The following is a 21,073-nucleotide window of genomic DNA, read 5'->3' as shown; positions in this document are numbered from 1 at the left end:
CGATACGCCTGGCATCCCGCGCTGTTCGTGTTTGCCGTCTACATCATCGTTCTCTCGTTCTGGATCCTGATCGTCGCGCCGCGAGGCTCATTATGACCCTGACCGAAGTCACATCGAAGCGCGGCAGGACGGCCAATCATGGTGACGCCGCCGCCATGCAGCCCATGCCAGAATCTGGCGTGCCCGCCAGGCGTCGCATCCGAATGATTCCATTCCTGATCACCCTGGGGACGCTGGCCCTTGCTGCGGTACTCGGGTCGGCGGCATGGGGCGCATACATGGGAGCGCCGTGGACGCGGGACGCAACTGTGCGGGCCTACGTCGTGACCAAGGCGCCGGAAGTCGCGGGGCGCATTGTCGAGCTGCACGTCGCCGACAACGAATACGTTCGCAAGGGCGATCTCCTGATGGTCATCGACCCGACCAACTACACGATCGCCGTCAGTCAAGCCGAGGCGGCGGCGCAGCAGGCGCAGGCGAGCATCCAGAACATCGACGCGCAAATCGCTGTCCAGCAGGCGCAGATCAACGCCAACCAGGCACAGCTGGATCAGGCGCAGGCGGCGCTCGTGTTTGCACAGCAGCAGGCGGCGCGCTATCAGACTCTGGCGAAAGATGGGTTTGGCAGCGTTCAGAATGCGCAGCAATACACCTCCCAACTGCATCAGCAGGAGGCTGCGGTGGAGACTGCAGTGGAAGACCTCAACTTGGCGGAGCGGCAAGTCGCGTCGCTAAAGGCGCAGCGCGTGAGCGGCGAGGCGAATCTCGCGCAAGCCAACGCCCAGCTCCGCCAAGCGCAGGTGAATCTCGAGCGCACGCGCATTCTCTCGCCCGTCGACGGCTACGTGACAAACCTTCAGGCGCAGCTTGGCGACTACGTGAATGTCGGCGGAAACGCCATCTCGGTTGTCGACGCCAATTCCTTCTGGGTCGACGCGTATTTCGAGGAGACGAACCTCGCTCCCATCCGCGTGGGCGATCGGGCACAAATCAAGCTGATGGGCTACAGTCAGATCGTGCGCGGCCACGTCGATAGCATTGCTCGCGCGATCAATGTTTCAAATGCGCAGCCCAACAATCAGGGGGTCGCTACCGTCAACCCCATCTTCACCTGGGTTCGCTTGGCCCAGCGCATTCCGGGCCGCGTCCATATCGATGAGGCGCCGCCTGGGGTCGTTCTTGCGGCCGGAATGACCGCAACCGTTGAGATCGATGATCGAACTCGCGGGAGAAAAAGCGCATTACACGTTTCCGGACTCGGTCCATTGTTGAGACGGCGACTTCTATAGAGGTTCGATAGTGGATTGCGGGAAGTCGAGAATCGTTAGGCGCCGCACAAGGTCCTTCCTCGGGGCGCCGCTCGTTTTTGCAGCGCCCCTTATCGCCGGACGTTCGCGGAGCTCGAACCTGTTTCGGAGGTGACGTAATCGATGGTTTGCTACGCCTTCGATTTATCGGCGTTTCTGACGGTGGCTCGAACCTCCTCGAGAGCCGCCTTCATTCGGTCCTGAAGAATCTTTACCGCCTCCGTCGTCGACTCTCGGGTGGTCTGCGCGGAATCTTTTGCTCCTTGAACGGCAAGCTCAGAGAGCCTCTTCGCAAATTCCGTTTGTTTCGCCAGCGTCTCCTTTGGGTCGCCGAGTGGCTGATATCCGCGAACTAACGTTGTCGCCTCCCGCAGACCCGCCTCAAGCACCTCACGCTGCTTGCGCAGGACGGTTTGCGCGCCTCCTGCGGCGGCGACCGCCGATTCGTTCAATGCGTCGAGATTTTTGCGGTTCGCTTCGATCAGTTTCTCGACGTCGATCTGCGGTAGGCCGAGCTTGTCGCCAAAACCGCGAAGCATCTCTATATACGTCTGTCCGCTCTTCTCTGTTGTCATCGCAACGCCTCCTGTAGTTGCTCACCATGAAAGTCAATCAGCGACCTCTCAGCCGTCTCCGGCCAAGAAGCTTTCAATGCGCGGCGCGACGGACTCGGCCTGCGTGATGAGGAACAGATGCCCATCGTCGATGATTTCGAGACGGGCGTTCGGAATGAGACGGGAGAGTAGGTAGCCATTGGCGACTGGCACTAACGGGTCGTCACGCCCCATGAGGATCAGGGTCGGTTGCCGAACGCGGCGTAACCATGGAAGGCTGCTCCATCCAACGAGCGCCAGCAATTGGTACACGTAACCGAGCCGCGTTGCGGTCAACATCCCCGCGGCGTGTCGTCCGACGAGTGACGGATCCTTTCGGAAGGCGCCTCCATAAATCTCAGGAGCAACCTTCCGCATGTATCCTTTGTCCCAATACCGGCGAGGCGTCGCCATGCGCATCAGAGTCTCCGGGCGGCCGGGGATCATGAGCGCGCCAGGCGATGTCGCTGCGAGGACGAGCCGGCGGCAGACCTTCGGATATTGGTAGGCGAATTGTTGAGCCGGACCCCCGCCCCAGGAGACGCCCGCGATGTCAACCTCGCGATAGCCGAGCTCGGCGACGAGACGCGCGCCGAGTTGCGCGATACTGGATGGACGGTACGGCCTCTTGGGCAGCGGCGATCCGCCTATCCCCGGGATGTCGAAGATGATGGCGGTCGTATGCGCCAAGGCGAGGAGGAAGGGTTTCGTCAATTCCCAGTTCGCCCCGATTCCGTTGAACAGGAGCAGCGGAGGGCGGCCTTCATCGCCGCGCTTCACGGCCACCATGAGCGGCTGCTCGCCGACCGTCATCATCCGCGCCTCGATGACCGGCGCGTTGCGTGACTCGTCCCCTTGGGCGGCGAGGCTATCGCTCAAAGACATAACTCCCGGGAGCGGGCGCGAGGACCGGATGAGCATCATCGCCCAGCGACTTTGGCGCGTCGACGCTGGGGCCCGCGCGCGGGCGCAGCCAGTCGACCCAGTCGAGCCACCAGCTTCCCTCACGCTGCTCCGCCTCGGACAGGAAGGCGTCCGGTCCGCCTGCCGTGGCGCTTCCAACGCGGAACGAGGCCTTGCGCGCGCCGGGCGGATTGATCAGGCTCTGGAGATGCCCGCTGTTGGACAGGATGAAGCGCGCATCATCGCCGAGGATGCGCGCGGTCTGGAAGACCGACTTCCATGGCGTGATGTGATCGGTGACTCCCCCGACCACAAAGGCGTCGACTCGGCCCTTCACCTTGTTCATGTCGACGGGCCGCTTGTTGAGGAAAAGCTTGCCTGCGTTGACGAAAGGGTTTGTCGCGTAGAGATCGAGGTAGTCACCGTGCAACCGGGCCGGTAGCCGGGTCGTGTCGGCGTTCCAGAAGAGAATGTCGAACGCGGGCGGCGCATTGCCGAGGAGATAGTTGTTCACCCAGTAATTCCAGATGAGGTCGTTGGGCCGCATCCAGGCGAACATACGGGCAAGATCCTGCCCATCCAGGACTCCGCGCAGTCGCGACGCCTCTTTTGCGGCGAGCATGGTCTCGGGGGTGATCAGCGAACCGAATGCGCTGTCGTCCGCCGTCTTTGTGTCGAGCAGGCAGACGGCGAGGACGAGGTTCTTGATCTTGTCCAGCCCGAGAGTCGACGCATAGGCGCAGGCCGTGATGCCGCCCGAGCAGGAGCCCATCATCGTGACGTCCTCGCTGCCGGAGATGCGACGGGCGGCGTCGACGGCTTCGTCGAGCGCCGCGACGTAGGTGTCCAAACCCCAGTCTCGATGCTGCACGGTCGGGTTGCGCCAGCTCACCGCGAAAATCTGAATCCCATTCTTGAGGAGGAACCGGATCAGGCTCTTCTCCGGCGAAAGGTCCAGAGCATAGAACTTGTTGATCTGAGGCGGCGTAATGACGAGGGGTCTCTTCGCGACAGCGGCCGTCGTCGGCTCATACTGAATCAGCTCAATCAGATCATTGCGGAAGACGACCCCGCCGGGCGTCGTCGCGAGATTCTCCCCGACTTTGAAGGCGGACATGTCGACCTGCGACGGCAGGCCGCCATTCTTTATCAGATCGTCCAGATAATTGCTGAGCCCGCTCAAAAGGCTTTGGCCGCCGGTCTCGAGCAGCCGCCGCGCCGCAGCGGGGTTGGCGAGAAGACTGTTGGTCGGAGCCAGCGCATCGATGAGAATGGTCGCGAACAGATGCGCGCGTTCCTTCTCGACCTTCCCGAGACTCGTGCGATCGACAAAGCCGTCCAACGCTTCGCCCCAGGCGAGATAGGCTTTCAGGAGGCCGCGGTGCAGCGGGCTCGACTTCCACGTGGGATCGGCAAACCGTTTGTCTGCGGGGGCCGGCGACCGTTCCGACGCGCCGCGAAGGATGTCGCCAAGTTCTCCCACAAACGCGAGCCACTGATCGGCGGCGACCTGAGGCTCTTTGATCATCGCCTTGAAGAAGATGCCGGCGCTCTCGACGAGATCGCTGCGCCGGAAACCGACGATTGGATTGAGCGCGAGCGTGTGGCGCGCTGCCTGCTCGGACGCCTCATCGGTCGAACGGGTCCCTGTCTGGCGGTCGCCGCTCATGGCAGTCTGCTCCGGGCCGCGGGGATGAGAAACGCCAGCGTGTCCGCGATCAGGGCTGGCTTGTCCGAGCCTTCGATTTCCAGGGTGTTCCTCGTCTTCATGACAGCCTGTCCGTTCTCTTTAGGCTCGACGTCTATGAGAACGACGCGCAGGCGGACGCGCGCGCCCGCCGGGACCGCGGACAGAAAGCGCGCCTTGTCCACCCCGTAGTTCAAGCCGGCGGCTACATCCTTCGGAATGACGCCGATCTGCATCGCCAGCGGCGCGACCATCGCGAGGGTCAGATAGCCGTGCGCGACCGGGCCGCCATAGGGGCTCTCGCGCTTCGCCCGTTCGACGTCGATGTGGATCCATTGACGGTCGCCCGTGCATGAGGCGAAATCGTCAATGCGAGACTGGTCGAGTGTCACCCATTCCGAAACGCCGAGTTCCATGCCGATGCGCGCGCTCAGATTGGAAAGCGTCAAGTCGCTCACCTTGGTCTCCGTCCGAGTCAGTGCCGATACGCTGCTCACATGTCGCCGAACCGTTCGCGAAGGACCTTCTTGTCGATCTTGCCCACGCTCGTTCTTGGGATGACCTCGATGAACAAGATCTTCTCCGGAATCCCGTATTTCGAAATGACGCCGCCGTCCGAGAAGACCTTGAGATGCGTCCGAATTTTGTGATCATCGATCGATTCCGCCGAGGCTTCGTCCCTGACGACGAGCGCCATTGGGCGCTCGCCCCATTTTTCGTCCTTGACACCGATGACGGCGGCCTCGGCGACGCCGGGACAATGCGCGATGAGATCCTCGATCTGCAGGGACGATACCCACTCGCCGCCCGTCTTGATGACGTCTTTGATCCGGTCTGTGATCCGCACATATCCGTCGGGGGACATGACCGCGACGTCGGACGTATGCAGGTAACCTCCTTCCCACAGATCTTCCGATGCAGAAGGATTGTTGAAATAGCCCTGCGTCAGCCAGGGCGCGCGAAGGACAATCTCCCCGGAGGTTTTGCCGTCGTGCGGGACGTCCGTCATACCGGGGTCGACGATGCGCAGATCGACTAAGGGCGCGGTCAATCCCGCCGAGGTGCGGATATCAACCTGCTGATCCGGATCACCATCGAGGTCGGCCGTGCGCACCTGGGCGATGGCGATGACCGGACCTGTCTCGGACATGCCGTACCCTGCAAAGATGTCGATGCCGGCTGCGAGGGCTTGCTTCGCAAGCGCCTTCGTCAGCGCCGATCCTCCGATGACCATCTTCAAACCGGCGAGATCGGTTTTCGCCGCCGATGCAGCGTTCAGCAGCATCTGGAGGATCGTCGGAACGCCGTGAGTAAACGTTACGCCCTCGGATTTGATCAACCTCACCAGAAGCGCGGGATCGTAGCGGCCAGGATAGACCTGCTTCACCCCCGCAAGCGTCGCCGCCCACGGAAATCCCCAGGCGTGGACATGGAACATCGGCGTAATCGGCATGTAGACGTCGTCGCGCGAGAAGCGGCCCTGCTTGCCGGCGATTCCGAGAAAAGCCAGCTCGGCGAGGGCATGCAGCATGAGCTGCCGGTGGCTGTAGTAGACCCCCTTGGGCAATCCGGTCGTGCCTGTCGTATAGAACGTCGTCGCCTGCGTGTTCTCGTCGAAATCCGGAAAGACGAAATCTGGAGACGCCGCCGCGAGAAGGGATTCATACTCTCCGATAAAGGCTAGGCCGGAAGCTTCTGGTGAGTTTCGGTCGGACATCACGATCAGACGCTTCACACCCGGCAGGTGCGGCTTCAACTCCTTCAGAAGCGCCGCGAAAACGTCATTCACCAGAAGCGTTGTCGCGCCCGCATGGTCGATCGTGTAGGCGATCTGCTCATTCGAAAGACGGACATTCACAGTCTGCAGCACCGCGCCCATCATCGGGATTGCGAAGAACGCCTCGAGAAACCGGTGGCTGTCCCAATCCATCACCCCGACGGTGTCGCCCCGCTGTACGCCGGCACCGGCAAGAGCCGAGGCAAGGCGGCCGACGCGGTCACGGATGTCGCCGTAGGAATAGCGCCTTAAGTCCCGATAGACGACCTCCTGGCCCCTCGCCTGCAGTAAGGGGGAAGTCCAGATGTGCTTGAGCAACAGAGGGTATGGATAGGCCGAGGGCGAGACCTGAATGAGCCGTTCTGACACCAACGTCCTCCCCTTTTTACGACGCGTTCCGCTTCCCTGCCGTGACGGTCACACGAAGGCGCTGAGACCCGTAATCGCCTTGCCGACGATCAGCGTATTCATTTCGCGCGTGCCCTCGTAGGAGTAGATGGCCTCCGCGTCGGCGACGAACCGTCCGATGTGGTTCTCCAACCGGATTCCGTTTCCTCCGAGCAGTTCCCGCGCATAGCCGACCGTTTCGCGGCACTTCACGGTGCAGAACGCCTTTGCCAGCGAAGCCTGAGCGTCCGTCATTTTCCCTTCGCTCTGCAACTGCCCGAGTCGCAACATGAGGCATTGGGACGCCGTGACGTTGCCGAGCATCCGCACGAGAAGATCCTGAACGAGCTGAAAGCCTCCGATCGGGCGCCCGAACTGCATTCGTTCCGTTGCGTAGCGCAACGCGTGTTCGTAGGCGCCACGACCGCAGCCGACGGCGAACCAGGCGACGCCGGCGCGAGTCATGCGAAGAACCTTCGCTACGTCCTTAAAACCGTCCGCCTTTTGAAGGCGATCGGACTCCGGTACTCGACAATCCTTAAGGGTGATGAGGCCGTTCTGGACGACGCGCAGCGCAATCTTGTTCTCGATCTTCCTGACCGAGAACCCGGGATTGTCGTTGCCGACGACGAACCCCTTTACTTCGCCCGACGTCTGATCGCGCGCCCAAATGACATTGATGTCGGCGAAGGTCGCATTCCCGATCCACTTCTTCTCGCCATTGAGGACCCGGGCGTCACCCTCGCGGCGGCAGGTCGTCATCATGCCGCCGGCTGTGGCCGAGCCGACGAGCGGCTCTGTCAGGCCGAATGAGCCGATCGTCTCGAAGCGCATCATCGGCGGCAGCCAACGCTGCTTCTGCTCCTCGTCTCCGCACAGGTAGATCGATCCGGCCGAGAGGCCGGTATGGACGCCCCAGAAGGTCGCGATCGAGGCGTCGACGCGCGCGATCTCCATGGAGACAAAGCCGTTGAGGAGCATGCTGCCGCCTGCAGCGCCGTATCCCTCGTATCCGACCCCGCCAATTCCGAGCGCGGCGATCTTCGGAACGATCTCGTGGGGAAACTTGTCGCGCGCCCAGTAGTCCTCGATCAGGGGAGCGACCTCCGACTCCATGAAGGCCCGCACGCGTTCGATCAGGGCGGAATCCCTGTCCGAAAGAAGTCCCGAGATTTTATAGAAGTCCCCATCGGGAGGCGGCGGCGCGTATAGGGCGCCACGCGGAGTCAAGCCTTGCATGTTCAACGAACACCCTCCCTGACTTTGCCTGTCCAATCTCACCGTTGGACAATTGACCATGTTCACGTCAGATTTGGATTGACGCTTCCGTGTGACATCATATGCCATCATTGTGTCATTTCGTTCGCTCATTCCAAGGTTCGTAGCGGCCACAAGTGCGTGAAAAGCTGACCGAAGCACATGTCGGTGAGACTTACGGTTTGAACTGCAGCACAATGTTTGATGCGGGTCTTGTGATCGTCTTCCCTTTTGGCGCCCGGACCGCTGGCTCTCATCGTGACGCGCAGCCGAGAATAGGACCTGTCTCTCTGAGGGAGGGAAAGCCGAAATCGCAATGCAGAAGCCAGGCAAATTGGACCGCGTTTACACCGCGACCAAGCTCGCGGCGATCATCGACACTGTCGTCGCGGGAGGCGTCTCCGCGACTCACGCGCTCGCCGGAGTTGGAGTGTCCCCCGCGCAGCTCCTTTCGCCGGACACTCGCGTCTCGCTTCAACAGGTGCTGACTGCCTGCGGCAACGCCATTCGTTTGTCGCAAGACCGATCCTTGCCGTTTCGGGCTGGGGCCTCGATGCACGTATCTGCGTACGGCATGTATGGGTTTGCAATCCTCAGCAGCGCGGACTTTCGCAAGACTATGAGCTTTTGTGAACGGTACCATGTCCTCGCGACGCCGCTCGTGACGCTAATTTTTCGGGAAGAAAATGGGGTAGGCGTCTGGTCGGTCGATCCGATCGTCCACACCCCCGTCAACGATCCCTTGTATCGTTTCATTGTAGAAATGCAGATGGGTATCATTCTCTCCCTGATGAGAGATGTGATGGGGTCCTCATTTTCTCCTGCGGAACTAGCGCTCGCCTATTCTCCGCCAGACGACTTTGGACCCGCGGGGCTATTCGGAGAATGCAAGATCGCTTTTGATCGACCGGTCAATCAGTTCATATTTGATGCGATGTGGCTCGACGCAAGCGCAGGGCTTGGCAACAGGACAACCTATGCGCTCGTCGAATCGCTCTGCGATCGCTTGATCGCTGAGATGTCGAAACTTGCGGGCGTCGCCGGAAAGGTCCGAGCGCTGCTGCTGCAGGACGTGGGCAGACAGCCCTCTCTGACGGCTGTAGCTGGCAGCCTAAAGATGAGCGAGCGAACCTTGCGTCGGCAACTTGCGCAACAGGGAGTTTCGTTTCGCTTCCTTCTCGACGAGTTGCGAGCGCAACTTGCCGTAAAGTATTTGCGCGAGACGTCGATGAACAATGATGACATCGCCGTCGCGGTTGGATTTCGTGACCCCGCCAATTTCCGTCACGCGTTTCGACGCTGGACTGGCCGCCCTCCGACCGCATTTCGGCGGGCCCCGCCGTGGGCTGAAGCGTCGTCAGGGGCGTTTCCTAAAGCGGCGGGAAGATCGCTGCAACGGCGTGAATAGCCAGCCCCCCAAACCGCCAATCACTGTTCCACTGAATCGGATGTACTGAAGGTTGCGGCCGACGTTCAACTCGATCACCTCGATGAGTTGGCCCATATCCTAGGCCTTGACCTGATCGGCAATGAAGGCGGACGCCCCGCGTTTATGGGCAGCGATGAAACTCACCAAGGTCGTGGAACAGGGGCGGTTCATCTCAGTCCGCACGTCCGGGTCGACTGCAAGTCGCACGCCTGAACCGCGCCGGGTTTGCACGAGGCTCCAGCTCACGGGCGGACACTGAGTCTACACGGTTGCTATTGAACGGCAGCTTCCCGCCCGAGCTACAAATTCGGCCGCGGCGCCCCGCGAAAACCAGTCAACGTCGATTCGCGACGTTCAAATGCTCGCAACAAATTTTCACAGCGGTGGAGACGCCAGCTCTCCATGAGGGGATTGGTAATCCCTCGAGCAACTGGAGTCGCGCCAATTCAAAGGGCGGCGACAAAGACCTCGATCGGCAGCGGGTGATCGATCACGTAGCTGCCAAAATTGGGATTGTGACCGTCTGGTTGGGTCCGTTGGTCTGCTCCGGTTGCGCGCGCCAAGAGCGTATAGCGGCCCGGTTGTGCCGGCGTGATCCAATCGTATTTCCAACGGCGCCATGCGTGCCGCCTTATCGGATCAACGAAGTCGCCCTGAACCCACGAAGCGCCGCCATCGAGGCTGATCCAGATTTCCGTGACATCGGTGTCCCCGGCCCAAGCGACGCCAAAAATAGTGTAGGGGCGACTGGGTTGGAGCCGCTCGTACACACGGGGACGCGCGATCTGCGACTTCAGTTTCATTTCCGCGAGCGGGCGGCGTACGGGTATCCCTTCGGAATCATCCCAATAGCCGTAGTCTGAAGTTTGCCAGTAGCCCTGAAACGGCCGCGTGGTCGCCACGATGTCGGTCAACCACTTGACCGAAGACATGCCGTAATGGCCGGGAACGATGGCCCGGAGCGGATATCCGTGGTCCGGCGTCAGATCGCGCCCGTTCATCTGGTAGGCGATGAGCACGTCGGGTTCCGTCGCCCGCGCCCGCGGGATACTGCGGGCATAGGAGATGACGCCTGGCGGCTTCGGCTCTTCCTTCGGCACACCGCGATCGGCGCCCTGCAAAACGATATCGCAGACGTCATCGGCCAGTCCAGCGATTTCCAGCAGCGCGGAAAGGGGAACGCCCGTCCATTCCGCGTTGCCGACCGCGCCCAGTTCCCATTGTGCGCCAGGAACTGGCGGCGCCAGGAATACCCGGCTGTTGCCGGCGCATTCCAGTGTGGCGACGCCTGTCCGCGAATGCATGGCGCGGATATCCGCGTAGCTCAGGCTCAGCTCGTTCCACACCGCGCCCCGTATCGACAATCGAAAGGCGGCCGGATCCAGCTGCGGTACGGGGAAATGGCTGCGGATGTAAAACAGCTCCGAAGGCGTGATAAACCCGCTGAGCTGATCGAAGGGCATTTCGAGATTGTTCGGGTCCTTTTGCCGGATGATCAGTCCGACAGGAGCTACAGCCGTCCACGTCTCGGTTTTCATATCCATCATGGAGCGCTCCAGCGACGCTGCTGCTGTTGGTTCGTCAATGGTGGGCCTTGTCCGACGCTTTCCTTTGTCTGGCTGTCACGCTTGCGTCGGGAGTTCGGAAATCAACTTGTCCAGAGTTATCGGGTAGTCACGGACACGAACGCCGCAAGCGTTGTAAATCGCGTTGGCGATCGATGCGCCGGCGCCGCAGATCCCCAGTTCGCCGATACCCTTGCTTTTCAGAGGATTGGATTCGGCGTCGAGTTCGGGAAGGAAAATGGCGTCGACATTGAGCACATCGGCGTGGACCGGAACGTGGTATTCGGCGAGATCGTGGTTCACGAAGCAGCCAAAGCGCGGGTCGAGAATCATTGCTTCTTCGAGGGCGGCGCCGACGCCAAAAATCATGCCGCCGCTCGCCTGAGATCGCGCCGCCTTCTCGTTCAGGATGCGGCCGGCGGTGAAGACCCCCAGCATGCGTCTCAGCCGAACCTCGCCGGTGTCGATATCGACCCCGACCTCTGCAAAGTGGGCGCCGTAGGATTGCTGCGAGAATTCCGTGCTCGTGGCGCCGGGTGTGATCTCGCCGTCGGCGTCGATGACGAGGTCTATGAGCGGCCTGGAATGACCGGCGGCTTCAATCCGGCCATCGCCGAAGCGGGCGCTGTCCGGCTCCATGTCCGCGAGCCGCGCGAGTTTGGCTCTCAACTTGTCGCAGGCGTCGAAGAGGGCCGAGCCCGAACTGGCCGCGCCAAAGGAACCGCCCGAGCCCGACGCGTACGGAAAGTTCGTGTCGCCCAATTCCACGCGAATGCGTTCGGCGGGGAGGCCGAGCATTTCCGCCGCGATCTGGGTCAGAATGGTGTAGGTCCCGGTACCGATATCGGTCATCGCCATGCGCACAACGGCAAACCCGTCCGGTCCAAGCCGCACATTGGCTCTGGACAGTTGAAGGGGGTTATCGCGCGTGGCGGCAGCGACGCCCATTCCCACGAGCCAACGTCCGTCCCGCGACTGGCCAGGCTTTGGATTCCGCCGGTCCCAACCAAACCGACGCGCTCCCTCCTTCAAGCAGGGAACGAGGTGACGGCTGGAATATGGAATGTGCTTTTCCGGATCCTCCGTCGGCTCGTTGCGCACCCTCAGCTCGATCGGGTCAATTTCGAGCTTCTCGGCGAGTTCGTCCATCGCGCATTCCAGCGCCAGAAGACCGACCGCCTCTCCGGGGGCGCGCATCGATGACGCGACAGGAATGTCGAGAGACGCGAGACGATGCCTGGTCAGCCGGTTGTCGCCGGCATAAAGCGTCCGCGTCTGGAGGGCCGCGCCCTCGTAGGTCTGCTCGCTCCACAGGTTGCCCGAAAAGACGTCGTGGCCGATCGCAAGAATACGGCCGTCTCGATCCGTGCCGAGGCGGATGCGCTGAATGGTGTCTGAACGGTGCTTCGTGACATGGAAAATCTGCTGGCGCGTCAGCGCCGTTTTCACCGGCCGGTTGAGCTGGCGCGCGGCGATCGCCGCCAGAATGGCGTCCGCGTTGACCCAGAGCTTGGAGCCGAAGCCGCCGCCGATGAAGGGGCAGATCAGCCGGACGTTCTCGAGGGGAATCTGGAGAGTCCTCGCGACCGCTTCGCGCCCCTGACTCAGCATCTGGTTCGAGGTGTGAAGGATGAGGTTGTCGCCCTCCCACACGGCCAGGGTCGCGTGGGGCTCCATCATGGCCTGGCTTTGCAGGGGCGTGGTGTAGGTCACGTCGAGCTGCACCGGAGACGCGGCGAAGACGCCGGCGAAATCACCGACCGCGCTGTCGGCCGGAGGCCTGAAGTGCGAATGCGGGACGCGCGCCTGATCCAGACCGCTGCGCAAACTGAATTTTCCCGGCGCGCGGTCATAGGTCACGCGCACGAGGTAGGCAGCGGCCCTGGCTTGCTCGAAGGTCTCGGCCACCACGAACGCGACCGGCAGACCATAGTAGAGCACCTCCGGGCTTGTGAGCACGGGGTGGGCCACGTGATGATTGCCCGTGCCTTGCTCGGGCGCATTTCGATAGGTCAGCACCAGGATCACGCCGGGCGCTCGCTCCGCCGGACCCGTATCGATGGACTTGATTCGTCCCTTGCCGATCGACGCTTCGACAACGAAGCCATAGGCCGTCGTCGGACCTTGCTCGAACTCGTAGGCGTAGCGAGCGCCTCCCGTGACCTTCTGCCGTCCGTCGACACGGTCGAGCGGCTTTCCGACGACGCCCTGCGCGCCGTCATCGAGCGCGTTTGATCCGATCGGAGCGTTCATCTCCTTTGCGCTTGCCTCCTCAGGTCAGAGTCGCCGCGGTCAGAACGGCGCGCAGCGTGCGGCGGGCAAGGGGAATCTTGAAATCATTGCCTCCCTGACCGCGGGCCCCATCCAGAACGTCGGATGCAACGGCGTCAAAGGTCTCGGCGCTTGCCGGTGCCCCGATCAGCCGTTCCTCCGCCGGCGCGACCCGCCAAGGCTTGGGCGCGAGGCCGCCAAACGCGAGACGCGCCGAACGGATTTTTCCGCCTGCGGCGTCCACGACTGCAGCGACGGAAACCAGAGCGAAAGCATATGACGCTCGGTCGCGGACTTTTCGATAGATCTGCTTGCCTGTCGGCGGGGGCGGCAGCGTGACGGCCGTTATGATCTCGCCTCGCTTCAACGTCGTCTCTATCTGCGGCGTGTCGCCTGGCAGACGATAAAACTGGGCAATCGGGATGGCGCGCGTCGCGTTCTCCGCGTCGAGCGTCTCGACCTGGGCGTCGAGCGCCAGCAACGCGACCGCCATGTCCGACGGGTTGACGGCGATGCACGCGTCGCTGGCGCCGAGTATGGCGTGGATCCGGTTGAACCCGCCGAGCGCCGCGCAGCCGGAGCCCGGGTCGCGCTTGTTGCACGGCTTCGTCACATCGTAGAAGTAATAGCAGCGCGTCCGTTGCAGCAAGTTGCCTCCGGTCGTGGCCTTGTTTCGCAACTGCGCGCTGGCGCCTGCCAGCAGCGCCCGGCTGAGCGCTCCGTATTGCTGCCGCACGCGCTGGTCCGCCGCCAGATCGCTGTTTCTCACCAACGCGCCGATGCGCAGGCCCCCTTCCGGGGTGTCCTCGATCTTATCGAGCGGAAGACGATTGATATCGACGAGATGAGTCGGCCTCTCGACCTGCAGCTTCATCAAATCGAGCAGATTCGTTCCGCCCGCTATCAGTTTGGCCCCAGGATTCGCCGAGGCCGCAGCGGCCTGGGCCAGCGAATTCGCGCGTTCATAGGTGAAGGCCTTCATGTCGGCGCTCCTGCGGCTTGTCTGATCGCCGCAAGGATGTTCGGATAAGCGGCGCAGCGGCAAATATTGCCGCTCATCCGTTCGCGGATTTCCGCGTCGGTCAGGCTTGGCTGGGCTTCAGTCAAGTTTTCGGTCACGTAACTCGGCGCGCCCGCCTGGCTCTCGCCAAGCATTCCCACTGCGGAACAGATCTGTCCCGAGGTGCAATAGCCACATTGAAAGCCGTCGTGCTCGATGAAGGCCCTCTGCAGCGGATGGAGCGCCTCGCCTTCGGCGAGCCCCTCTATGGTCGTGATCGCTTGGCCGTCATGCATGGCGGCCAGCGTCAGGCAAGAGTTGATGCGGCGGCCGTCCAGCAACACCGTGCAGGCGCCGCATTGGCCATGGTCGCAGCCCTTCTTGGATCCCGTGAGCGCGAGATGTTCCCGCAAGGCATCGAGAAGCGTTGTCCGCGGATCCAGCGTCAGAGAATGGACCTGACCATTGACGTGAAGTTCGACGCTTATTGGGGTCAGCGTCGCTTCCTCGTCGGCCGCGTCCGCGGCCAGTCCGATGCGTGGAAAACCGCCGAGCAAGTAAGCGGCTGTGACGGTTCCGGACTCTAGAACCGTTCGACGAGTGATCTGGAAACGTCGGTGTCCTTTTTCGTCCATGGCGGGCGCCTTCCTTCGTCGTTACAGTCGATCATTCGGGTCCGGAAAGGTTTGTGGCATGGCTGCGCTCTCGGCCATTTGACGAGCTAACGCCACGTGTCATCCGGAAGATTGACCACGATCGGTGTCGACGTGCTTCGCACCACGACCCATCGGAACGTTGCGAATCGGACCGATTGATTTCCATGTGCGGCAGGAATGCCGGCACATGAATGAAGTCGCCAGCCTCCGCGCTCGCAGCGAACTCGCCGTTGGCGCCCCAGCGCACTTCGCATACGCCGGACAAAACATATGCGATGGTCTGCTGCTCGCCGTGATGATGGATTCCGGTGCGAGCGCCTGGGCTGACCTCGAACACGCCGCCCCACATCGTCGACTCGATTCCGAGCTGCGGCGCAATTGCCGCTTGGCGTTGCGAGCCAGGCGTCTGCAGCGTGCTGTTATCGAATTCAGAAGGGCGAACAATTCGGATTGCAGAGAGATTGCTCATCGACTTACCAGGGTTATCGCTCGGAAGCTGGCCGTTGCGGTTCAACGAAGTGTTGAGTTCGTGTTCCAATCGCGGCGTCCGCCACGAACATAGTCGTGTACGGCGCACTTGATTATCCAACGTGCGTTGATGCGGCTCGCGCGTTTGGTTGTGCGAACCCAAACTTTGATATGTCTAACGCGTCAGCGATCTCGAGCGTACGTTACATCCGAAGCCTTGGAGTCCGACCGCGCCAATGAAGCGGGTCGCGCCTCGCGCGATAGGAGCGTCATCCTCAATCAAGGGAAGCTGTGTCGAAACTGCTGACGCCGCACGGCGCTCCTTAGACCTGACGATGCAGGTCGAAGGGCATGTGGTGAAATCGCTTGCCCCTTTACCCATTGAATCGTGGCGCGCGCCCGCGGTCGATCCTGGTCTCTACGAATCCGTTTTCGGCCGGTGGCCGAGTGTGGGCGGGCTGCGGATCAGGGAGGTCTCCTAATGGAACCGCATCTAAATCGACGCGACGTGTTGCTGACATCGCTTCTTGCAGCGCTGCCATTGACCCCAACGGGCGTGGCCGCCAGTCCGCTCAATCCGGCTCAGACGATCGTCAAGGCGACGGACGTGTTGCAATGGGAGACGCAGCCCTCGTTTCCTCCGGGCAGCGCCGACATTTGTCCTCTGACCGGAAACAGTTCTGCGCCAGGCCTCTACTTTGTCCTTATTCGATGGCATCCGGGCTACATGAGCGCGCCGCATACTTATACAACCGATCGGTTCTGCGTCGTTGTCTCGGGCGTCTGGTGGGTCAATAGCGGCGCCGATTTCGACCCCGCTTCGTGTGTGCGCGCTCCTGCCGGCAGTTTCGTCCACCGGGTGGCTGGAACTCCCCATTACGACGGGGTCATCCGCAGCCAAAATGAGCCCGCGGTCATCGCAATCTGCGGGACCGGTCCAGTCAACTTCGCGCTCACCGACCCGTCTGGACTCCCTTGGCGCAAGGTGTGACCGCAGACTGCCGGCCGGACTCTGATTTCTGCGGCCGCGTCGGCATATTCCGGTGGCGTACCGCGGTTCGAAGGTTTCGCCGGTCTAGTTAGCTGAACCGGCGGCCTGGCTTGGAACGTGATCGCAGGCGAGGTGACGTCGGCCGCCCGGCACTTTCGCATTTTTGTGAAGTGGGCTCGGTTTTGGGATCGGGGGCCGCGCTACAGAATGGCCGCTCCGCTTGTTAGACGAGTGCTCGCAAGCAACGCGTCGGCAGGCCTCGGCGCCGACCGGAAAAAAGGACATTCATGCTGGAGATCGCTTTGGTCGGCGCAGTTCCAGGGCTTCGCCCGCCCTCACCAGGTCCGCCAGGGAACGTACGCCCATCTTCCGCATCACGTTTCCTCGGTGGATCTTGACTGTGATCTCACTGAGACCGAGTTCGGCCGCCACCTGTTTGTTCATCAGTCCGGCGGTGACAAGCGTCATGATCTCCCGCTCGCGCGTCGTGAGCGACTCGAACAGGCCCCGGAGTTCGGAAAGCGACTTTTCGCTGTCGCGTCGCTTCCGGTCCCGTTCGATCGCCTGCGCAACGGCGTCGAGCATGTCCTGATGGCGGAATGGCTTCGTCAGGAAATCGACCGCTCCCGCTTTCATGGCCCGGACGGACATGGGGATGTCTCCATGACCCGTTATCATGACAATGGGAACGTGAATGTTCGCTTTGGTCAACTGATCCTGGAAGTCGAGGCCGCCCACTCCGGGCAGCCTGATGTCGAGCACAATACAGCACGGCGCCTCCGGCAGTTTGTGCTGCAACAGGTCCGCGGCCGAGGCGAACAGTCTCGCCTCAAGGCCGACCGATCGAAACAAGCGGCTCAACGCCTCGCGGACTGACGGATCGTCATCGACGACGAGGACGCTCGGCGACTCAGAGGGCGCGTCAGTCCCTTTGGACAGACTTCGCTGCGTCACGAAAAGTTCCTCCTCCAAGTGCGGGACCATTTCGGCTTTAAGCAGGCCGTACCTGTCTGCCTCGGCTTCGACGATTAAGCGGCAAGCTGACGCTCCAAGCCGGATCATCCGTCCCCGCGCCTTCCCAATCCGTTCGTTCAACCTGGACGGCTGATCCCAGCTCAGCGAACACGATCCATCAATCTTGCGTAGCGAAAAGTTCCGCGAGGCGCTCCGATAGCGGCGTCGCAGCGCGCCAATTATACAAGGGTTGGGTTCACGAACAAGCAAGGCGCGGCGTTCAACCAGTATATAACTGAGCCGCGTGGAGAATAGTGTAAAGGTCCTTCAAACGAAGATACATGGTTAGCCCTTCAGCGCGGCCGGGTCTCACGCCCTCCCCGTCCTCAGCGCCCTTAGCGTGATCGCCAGGACCGTCTCGAAGCGGGTCGCGACCGCGTGCGCAGAGGTGTCCTTGTCCAGCCTCAGCGCGACCGGATGGATGAAGCGATGCGCCGCGTCGAATATGAGCGACATGGCCCGGCGCCGGTCGGCAAGCGCGAAAGCGCTCGACGCCACGCCCTCCTCGTACACCCGCTGGATGTCCGTCTGCACCCGCGAGCGGTGCTTGCGCGCGCTCGGGCGGTTGCGGATGAGCGAGTCGACCAAGAGGTCGAACAGCTCCGGATCGTCGTCGAGCTTGCTGCGATAGTCGCGATGGACGGCGATCAGCATGCGCTCGAGCTTGTCGTAGGCCGGATCGGCCCCCTCGGCGGCCTCGCGCAGCCGGGCCTCAAGCGGCCTCAAGCCGCTCGCCACGACCTCGTCGAGCAGCGCCGTCTTGGAGGGAAAATAGCGGTAGACGTTGGCGTGGGTCATGCCGGCCTCCGCCGCGACGCCCACCACGGTCGTGCGCGCGTGGCCGAACTTCCGCACATGCGCGCGGGCGATTTCGACCAGTCGCGCCTCGTTGCTCTCGGCGGTGAGGCCGTTCGCCACTCAAGTCTCCGCGATGCCGCCGAGGTCGCCAAGTCGCGCGCCGACCGCGCCGTGCGGCAGAGCCAAGTAGTCGGCCGACCGCATCTCGAACAGGCGGGAGGCGGTGCGGGCGAATTCGAACGCCTCCGCGCCCTCCGCGCCGGTGAACAACCCTTCCGGCTCGGCGGCCGCCGAGGCGACAAGCTTCACCCGCATGTCGTAGAGCGCGTCGATGAGAATGATGAAACGCTTGGCCTCGTTGCGCTCGTTCGGTCCCAGCACCGGGATGCGGTCGACGAAAACCGTGTGGAACCGCTCGGCGATTTCCAGATAGTCGGCCGAGCCGAGCGGCTTGCGGCAGAGGCCGTCGAAGGTGAAGCGGGGGACGTCGCCCGCCGCCGGAGGCACGTCGAGACTGCGACCGAGCAGTTTGATTTGCGTCCACATGCCGCGGGAAACGCCGGTCAGCGCCTGGAACGCGGCGTCGAGCGCGGCGTCGGCCTTGTGGCTCAGCGGCGTGTAATAAACCGGCGCGCGGACCAGCTTCTCGAGCCGATAGTCGGTGCGCGCGTCGAGCTCGACGACCTCGCAGCGCTCCTTGAGCAGCGCGATGAACGGCAGGAACAGCGCGCGGTTGAGCCCGTCCTGGTAGAGATCGTCGGGCGCAACGTTCGAGGTCGCGACCATGACGACGCCGGCGGCGAACAGAGCCGTGAACAGGCGCCCGAGAATCATCGCGTCGGCGATGTCGCGCACCGTGAATTCGTCGAAGCAAAGGAGCGAAGCCTCGCGCGCGAGATCGGCGGCGACGGGGGCGATCGGGTCCTCGCCCGTCACCGCGCCGACCTTGCGCGCCTGCCGCCATTGGTGCAGCCGCGCGTGGACGTCGGCCATGAAGGCGTGGAAATGGGCGCGGCGCTTCTTGGGAACCTCGACCGCAGCGAAGAACAGGTCCATCAGCATGGTCTTGCCGCGCCCGACCGAACCGTGGACATAGAATCCGCGCGGCGGTTCGGCCGGCCTTACGCCCCAAATTCGCGCAAGCATGCCTTGCCTCGCCTCGGGGCGGTAGTTCTGCAGCCTTACGGCGAGATCGGCGAGCTTCGCGGCCAGAGCCCCTTGGGCCGGGTCGTACACCAGGCGATGCTCGTCGATCAGCGTGCGATAGCACTCGTAGACGGAAATCATCGTCCCCTCTTCCCGTGAATCGGGAGAAGAGACCCCGAACTCAGACGTCGCTGCATGCCCTAATGCGCCTCTTCCCAGTTCTGCGCCGCCCGCGCGTCCACCTGCAGCGGCACATGCAGCTTCAGCGCCGGCTCGGGCGCGTCAATCATCACTTTGGCGACCACCGGCAGCGTCGCCTCGACTTCCTCGTCCGGCGCCTCGAACACGAGTTCGTCGTGCACCTGCAGCAGCATCTCGGCCGAGAGCTTGGCTTTCGTCAGCGCCTCCTCCATGCGGACCATGGCGCGGCGGATGATGTCGGCGGCCGAACCCTGGATCGGGGCGTTGATCGCCGCGCGTTCGTTGAAGGCCCTCTCGGAGGCGTTTGACGAGGCGATGCGCGGATAGTGGCACTTGCGGCCGAAGATCGTCGTCACATAGCCATTCGCGCGCGCCGACTTCTTGGTCGCCTCCATGTAGTCGCGGATGCCGGGGAAGCGCTCGAAATACTTCCTGATGTAGGCCCCCGCCTCCTCGCGCGCGATGCCGAGCTGGTTGGCAAGGCCGAAAGCGGAGATGCCATAGATGATGCCGAAATTGATCGCCTTGGCGCGCCGCCGGATTTCTCCCGGCATGCCGGCGATCGGCACGCCGAACATTTCGGAGGCGGTCATCGCGTGGATGTCGAGCCCGTCGGCAAAGGCCTTCTTCAGCGCCGGAATGTCCGCGATATGGGCGAGCAGGCGCAATTCGATCTGGCTGTAGTCGGCCGAGATGAGCTTGCGGCCGCTGGGCGCGACGAAGGCGCGGCGGATCTTCCGGCCTTCCTCGGTGCGAACCGGAATGTTCTGCAGGTTCGGCTCCGACGACGAAAGCCGCCCGGTGGTGGTCGCGGCGAGCGCGTAACTGGTATGCACGCGGCCCGTGGACGGATTGACGTAGCCCGGCAGCGCGTCGGCGTAGGTCGATTTCAGCTTCGACAGTTGCCGCCACTCGAGCACGCGCGCGGGCAGCTCGTGACCCTCCGCGGCGAGATCCTCGAGCACGCTCGCCGTGGTCGACCAGGCGCCGGTCGCCGTCCTCTTGCCGCCCGGCATGCCCATCTGGCCGAAGAGGATGTTGCCGAGCTGTTTCGGCGAGCCGGGGTTGAACGGGCCGCCGACGATCCGGCTGATGTCGTCCTCGAGCCGGGCCATGCTCTGGGCGAAGTCGCCGGCGAGCCGCGACAGCATGTCGCGATCGATCGCGACGCCGCGCCGCTCCATGCGGGCGAGCGCCGCGACCATGGGCCGCTCCAGCGTCTCATAGACCGTCGCCATATGCTCGGCGGCGAGGCGGGGCTTCAGCGCGCGCCACAGCCGCAGGGTGACGTCGGCGTCCTCGGCGGCGTATTCGGCGGCGCGGTCGATGGGCACGCGCGCGAAGCCGACAAAATTGCGGCCCGAACCGGCGACCTCAGCGAACGCGATCGGCTTGTGGCCGAGAAATCGCTCGGACAGCATGTCCATGCCGTGTCCATCGGTGGTCGCCGCCGCGTCGAGCGCGTAGGAGATCAGCATCGTGTCGTCGATCGGCGCGACGGTCACGCCGCGCTGGGCGAAGACCTGCATGTCGAACTTCACGTTCTGGCCGATCTTGAGCACGCCCGTCGCTTCGAGGAGGGGTTTCAGGAGCGCGATCGCGTCCTCCTCCCGGATCTGGTCG

Annotated in this window: 18 protein-coding genes; 3 read left to right on the top strand and 15 right to left on the bottom strand. The window is 62.7% G+C overall.

Annotated elements, in window-relative coordinates; genetic code table 11:
* Positions 1-92: 92 nt before the first annotated feature.
* Positions 93-1,289: an HlyD family secretion protein gene (locus ACLP25_RS26715; protein ID WP_442472136.1), complete on the top strand. Its 1,197-nt coding sequence runs from the start codon at positions 93-95 to the stop codon at positions 1,287-1,289.
* Positions 1,290-1,438: 149 nt separating this feature from the next.
* Here the strand turns inward: ACLP25_RS26715 and ACLP25_RS26710 are convergent, their stop codons facing one another.
* The 6 genes from ACLP25_RS26710 to ACLP25_RS26685 are packed head-to-tail and all read right to left on the bottom strand — an operon-like array spanning position 1,439 to position 7,893.
* Positions 1,439-1,882: a phasin family protein gene (locus tag ACLP25_RS26710; RefSeq protein WP_442472135.1), complete on the bottom strand. Its 444-nt coding sequence runs from the start codon at positions 1,880-1,882 to the stop codon at positions 1,439-1,441.
* 48 nt (positions 1,883-1,930) lie between these two features.
* Positions 1,931-2,785, bottom strand: coding sequence for a poly(3-hydroxyalkanoate) depolymerase (gene phaZ, locus ACLP25_RS26705; RefSeq protein ID WP_442472134.1), 855 nt, complete (start codon positions 2,783-2,785; stop codon positions 1,931-1,933).
* Positions 2,769-4,472, bottom strand: coding sequence for an alpha/beta fold hydrolase (locus ACLP25_RS26700; protein ID WP_442472133.1), 1,704 nt, complete (start codon positions 4,470-4,472; stop codon positions 2,769-2,771). Before ACLP25_RS26700 ends, phaZ begins: the two co-directional genes overlap by 17 nt.
* Positions 4,469-4,948 carry a MaoC family dehydratase gene (locus tag ACLP25_RS26695; protein ID WP_442472132.1) on the bottom strand — a complete coding sequence of 160 codons (480 nt, stop codon included), beginning with the start codon at positions 4,946-4,948 and terminating at the stop codon, positions 4,469-4,471. Before ACLP25_RS26695 ends, ACLP25_RS26700 begins: the two co-directional genes overlap by 4 nt.
* A 35-nt stretch (positions 4,949-4,983) precedes the next feature.
* The gene (locus ACLP25_RS26690; protein ID WP_442472131.1) at positions 4,984-6,636 is read right to left on the bottom strand and encodes a fatty acid--CoA ligase; all 1,653 of its coding nucleotides are present in this window, start codon (positions 6,634-6,636) and stop codon (positions 4,984-4,986) included.
* A 48-nt stretch (positions 6,637-6,684) separates the two neighbouring features.
* Positions 6,685-7,893, bottom strand: a complete 1,209-nt coding sequence (locus tag ACLP25_RS26685; RefSeq protein ID WP_442472130.1) for an acyl-CoA dehydrogenase family protein — start codon at positions 7,891-7,893, stop codon at positions 6,685-6,687.
* A gap of 334 nt (positions 7,894-8,227) precedes the next feature.
* Here ACLP25_RS26685 and ACLP25_RS26680 point away from each other — a divergent pair, with 334 nt between their 5' ends.
* On the top strand, positions 8,228-9,319 hold the full coding sequence (locus tag ACLP25_RS26680; RefSeq protein ID WP_442472129.1) for an AraC family transcriptional regulator: 1,092 nt from the start codon (positions 8,228-8,230) through the stop codon (positions 9,317-9,319).
* Positions 9,320-9,786: 467 nt separating this feature from the next.
* Here ACLP25_RS26680 and ACLP25_RS26675 read toward each other — a convergent pair whose 3' ends face one another.
* From ACLP25_RS26675 to ACLP25_RS26655, 5 genes are all read right to left on the bottom strand, one after another.
* Positions 9,787-10,887, bottom strand: a complete 1,101-nt coding sequence (locus ACLP25_RS26675; protein WP_442472128.1) for a sulfite oxidase — start codon at positions 10,885-10,887, stop codon at positions 9,787-9,789.
* Positions 10,888-10,962: 75 nt separating this feature from the next.
* Positions 10,963-13,158, bottom strand: coding sequence for a molybdopterin cofactor-binding domain-containing protein (locus ACLP25_RS26670; protein ID WP_442472127.1), 2,196 nt, complete (start codon positions 13,156-13,158; stop codon positions 10,963-10,965).
* Positions 13,159-13,177: 19 nt separating this feature from the next.
* On the bottom strand, positions 13,178-14,158 hold the full coding sequence (locus tag ACLP25_RS26665; protein ID WP_442472126.1) for an FAD binding domain-containing protein: 981 nt from the start codon (positions 14,156-14,158) through the stop codon (positions 13,178-13,180).
* The gene (locus ACLP25_RS26660; protein WP_442472125.1) at positions 14,155-14,811 is read right to left on the bottom strand and encodes a 2Fe-2S iron-sulfur cluster-binding protein; all 657 of its coding nucleotides are present in this window, start codon (positions 14,809-14,811) and stop codon (positions 14,155-14,157) included. Before ACLP25_RS26660 ends, ACLP25_RS26665 begins: the two co-directional genes overlap by 4 nt.
* Before the next feature lie 31 nt (positions 14,812-14,842).
* Entirely contained in the window at positions 14,843-15,370 is a 528-nt protein-coding gene (locus ACLP25_RS26655; protein WP_442472124.1) for a cupin domain-containing protein, read from the bottom strand.
* Between the two features lie 411 nt (positions 15,371-15,781).
* Here ACLP25_RS26655 and ACLP25_RS26650 point away from each other — a divergent pair, with 411 nt between their 5' ends.
* Positions 15,782-16,291 (top strand): cupin domain-containing protein, encoded by a 510-nt coding sequence (locus ACLP25_RS26650; RefSeq protein ID WP_442472123.1) that lies wholly within the window; start codon positions 15,782-15,784, stop codon positions 16,289-16,291.
* Positions 16,292-16,576: 285 nt separating this feature from the next.
* On the opposite strand, the gene ACLP25_RS26645 is transcribed toward ACLP25_RS26650, so the two are convergent.
* The 4 genes from ACLP25_RS26645 to polA form a co-directional block, all read right to left on the bottom strand.
* Positions 16,577-17,245: a response regulator transcription factor gene (locus tag ACLP25_RS26645; protein WP_442472122.1), complete on the bottom strand. Its 669-nt coding sequence runs from the start codon at positions 17,243-17,245 to the stop codon at positions 16,577-16,579.
* A 369-nt stretch (positions 17,246-17,614) separates the two neighbouring features.
* Complete coding sequence (locus ACLP25_RS26640) at positions 17,615-18,223, bottom strand: TetR/AcrR family transcriptional regulator (protein WP_442472121.1); 609 nt, start codon at positions 18,221-18,223, stop codon at positions 17,615-17,617.
* On the bottom strand, positions 18,224-19,390 hold the full coding sequence (zapE, locus tag ACLP25_RS26635) for a cell division protein ZapE (protein ID WP_442472120.1): 1,167 nt from the start codon (positions 19,388-19,390) through the stop codon (positions 18,224-18,226).
* Positions 19,391-19,449: 59 nt separating this feature from the next.
* A partial coding sequence (gene polA / locus ACLP25_RS26630) for a DNA polymerase I (RefSeq protein WP_442472119.1) occupies positions 19,450-21,073 on the bottom strand: 1,624 nt, incomplete at its 5' end.

Source organism: Roseiarcus sp. (assembly GCF_052145395.1).
Taxonomy (GTDB): domain Bacteria; phylum Pseudomonadota; class Alphaproteobacteria; order Rhizobiales; family Beijerinckiaceae; genus Roseiarcus.
The sequence above is the reverse complement of the archived record's forward strand: the minus strand, read 5'-3'. Positions and strand labels throughout refer to the sequence as shown.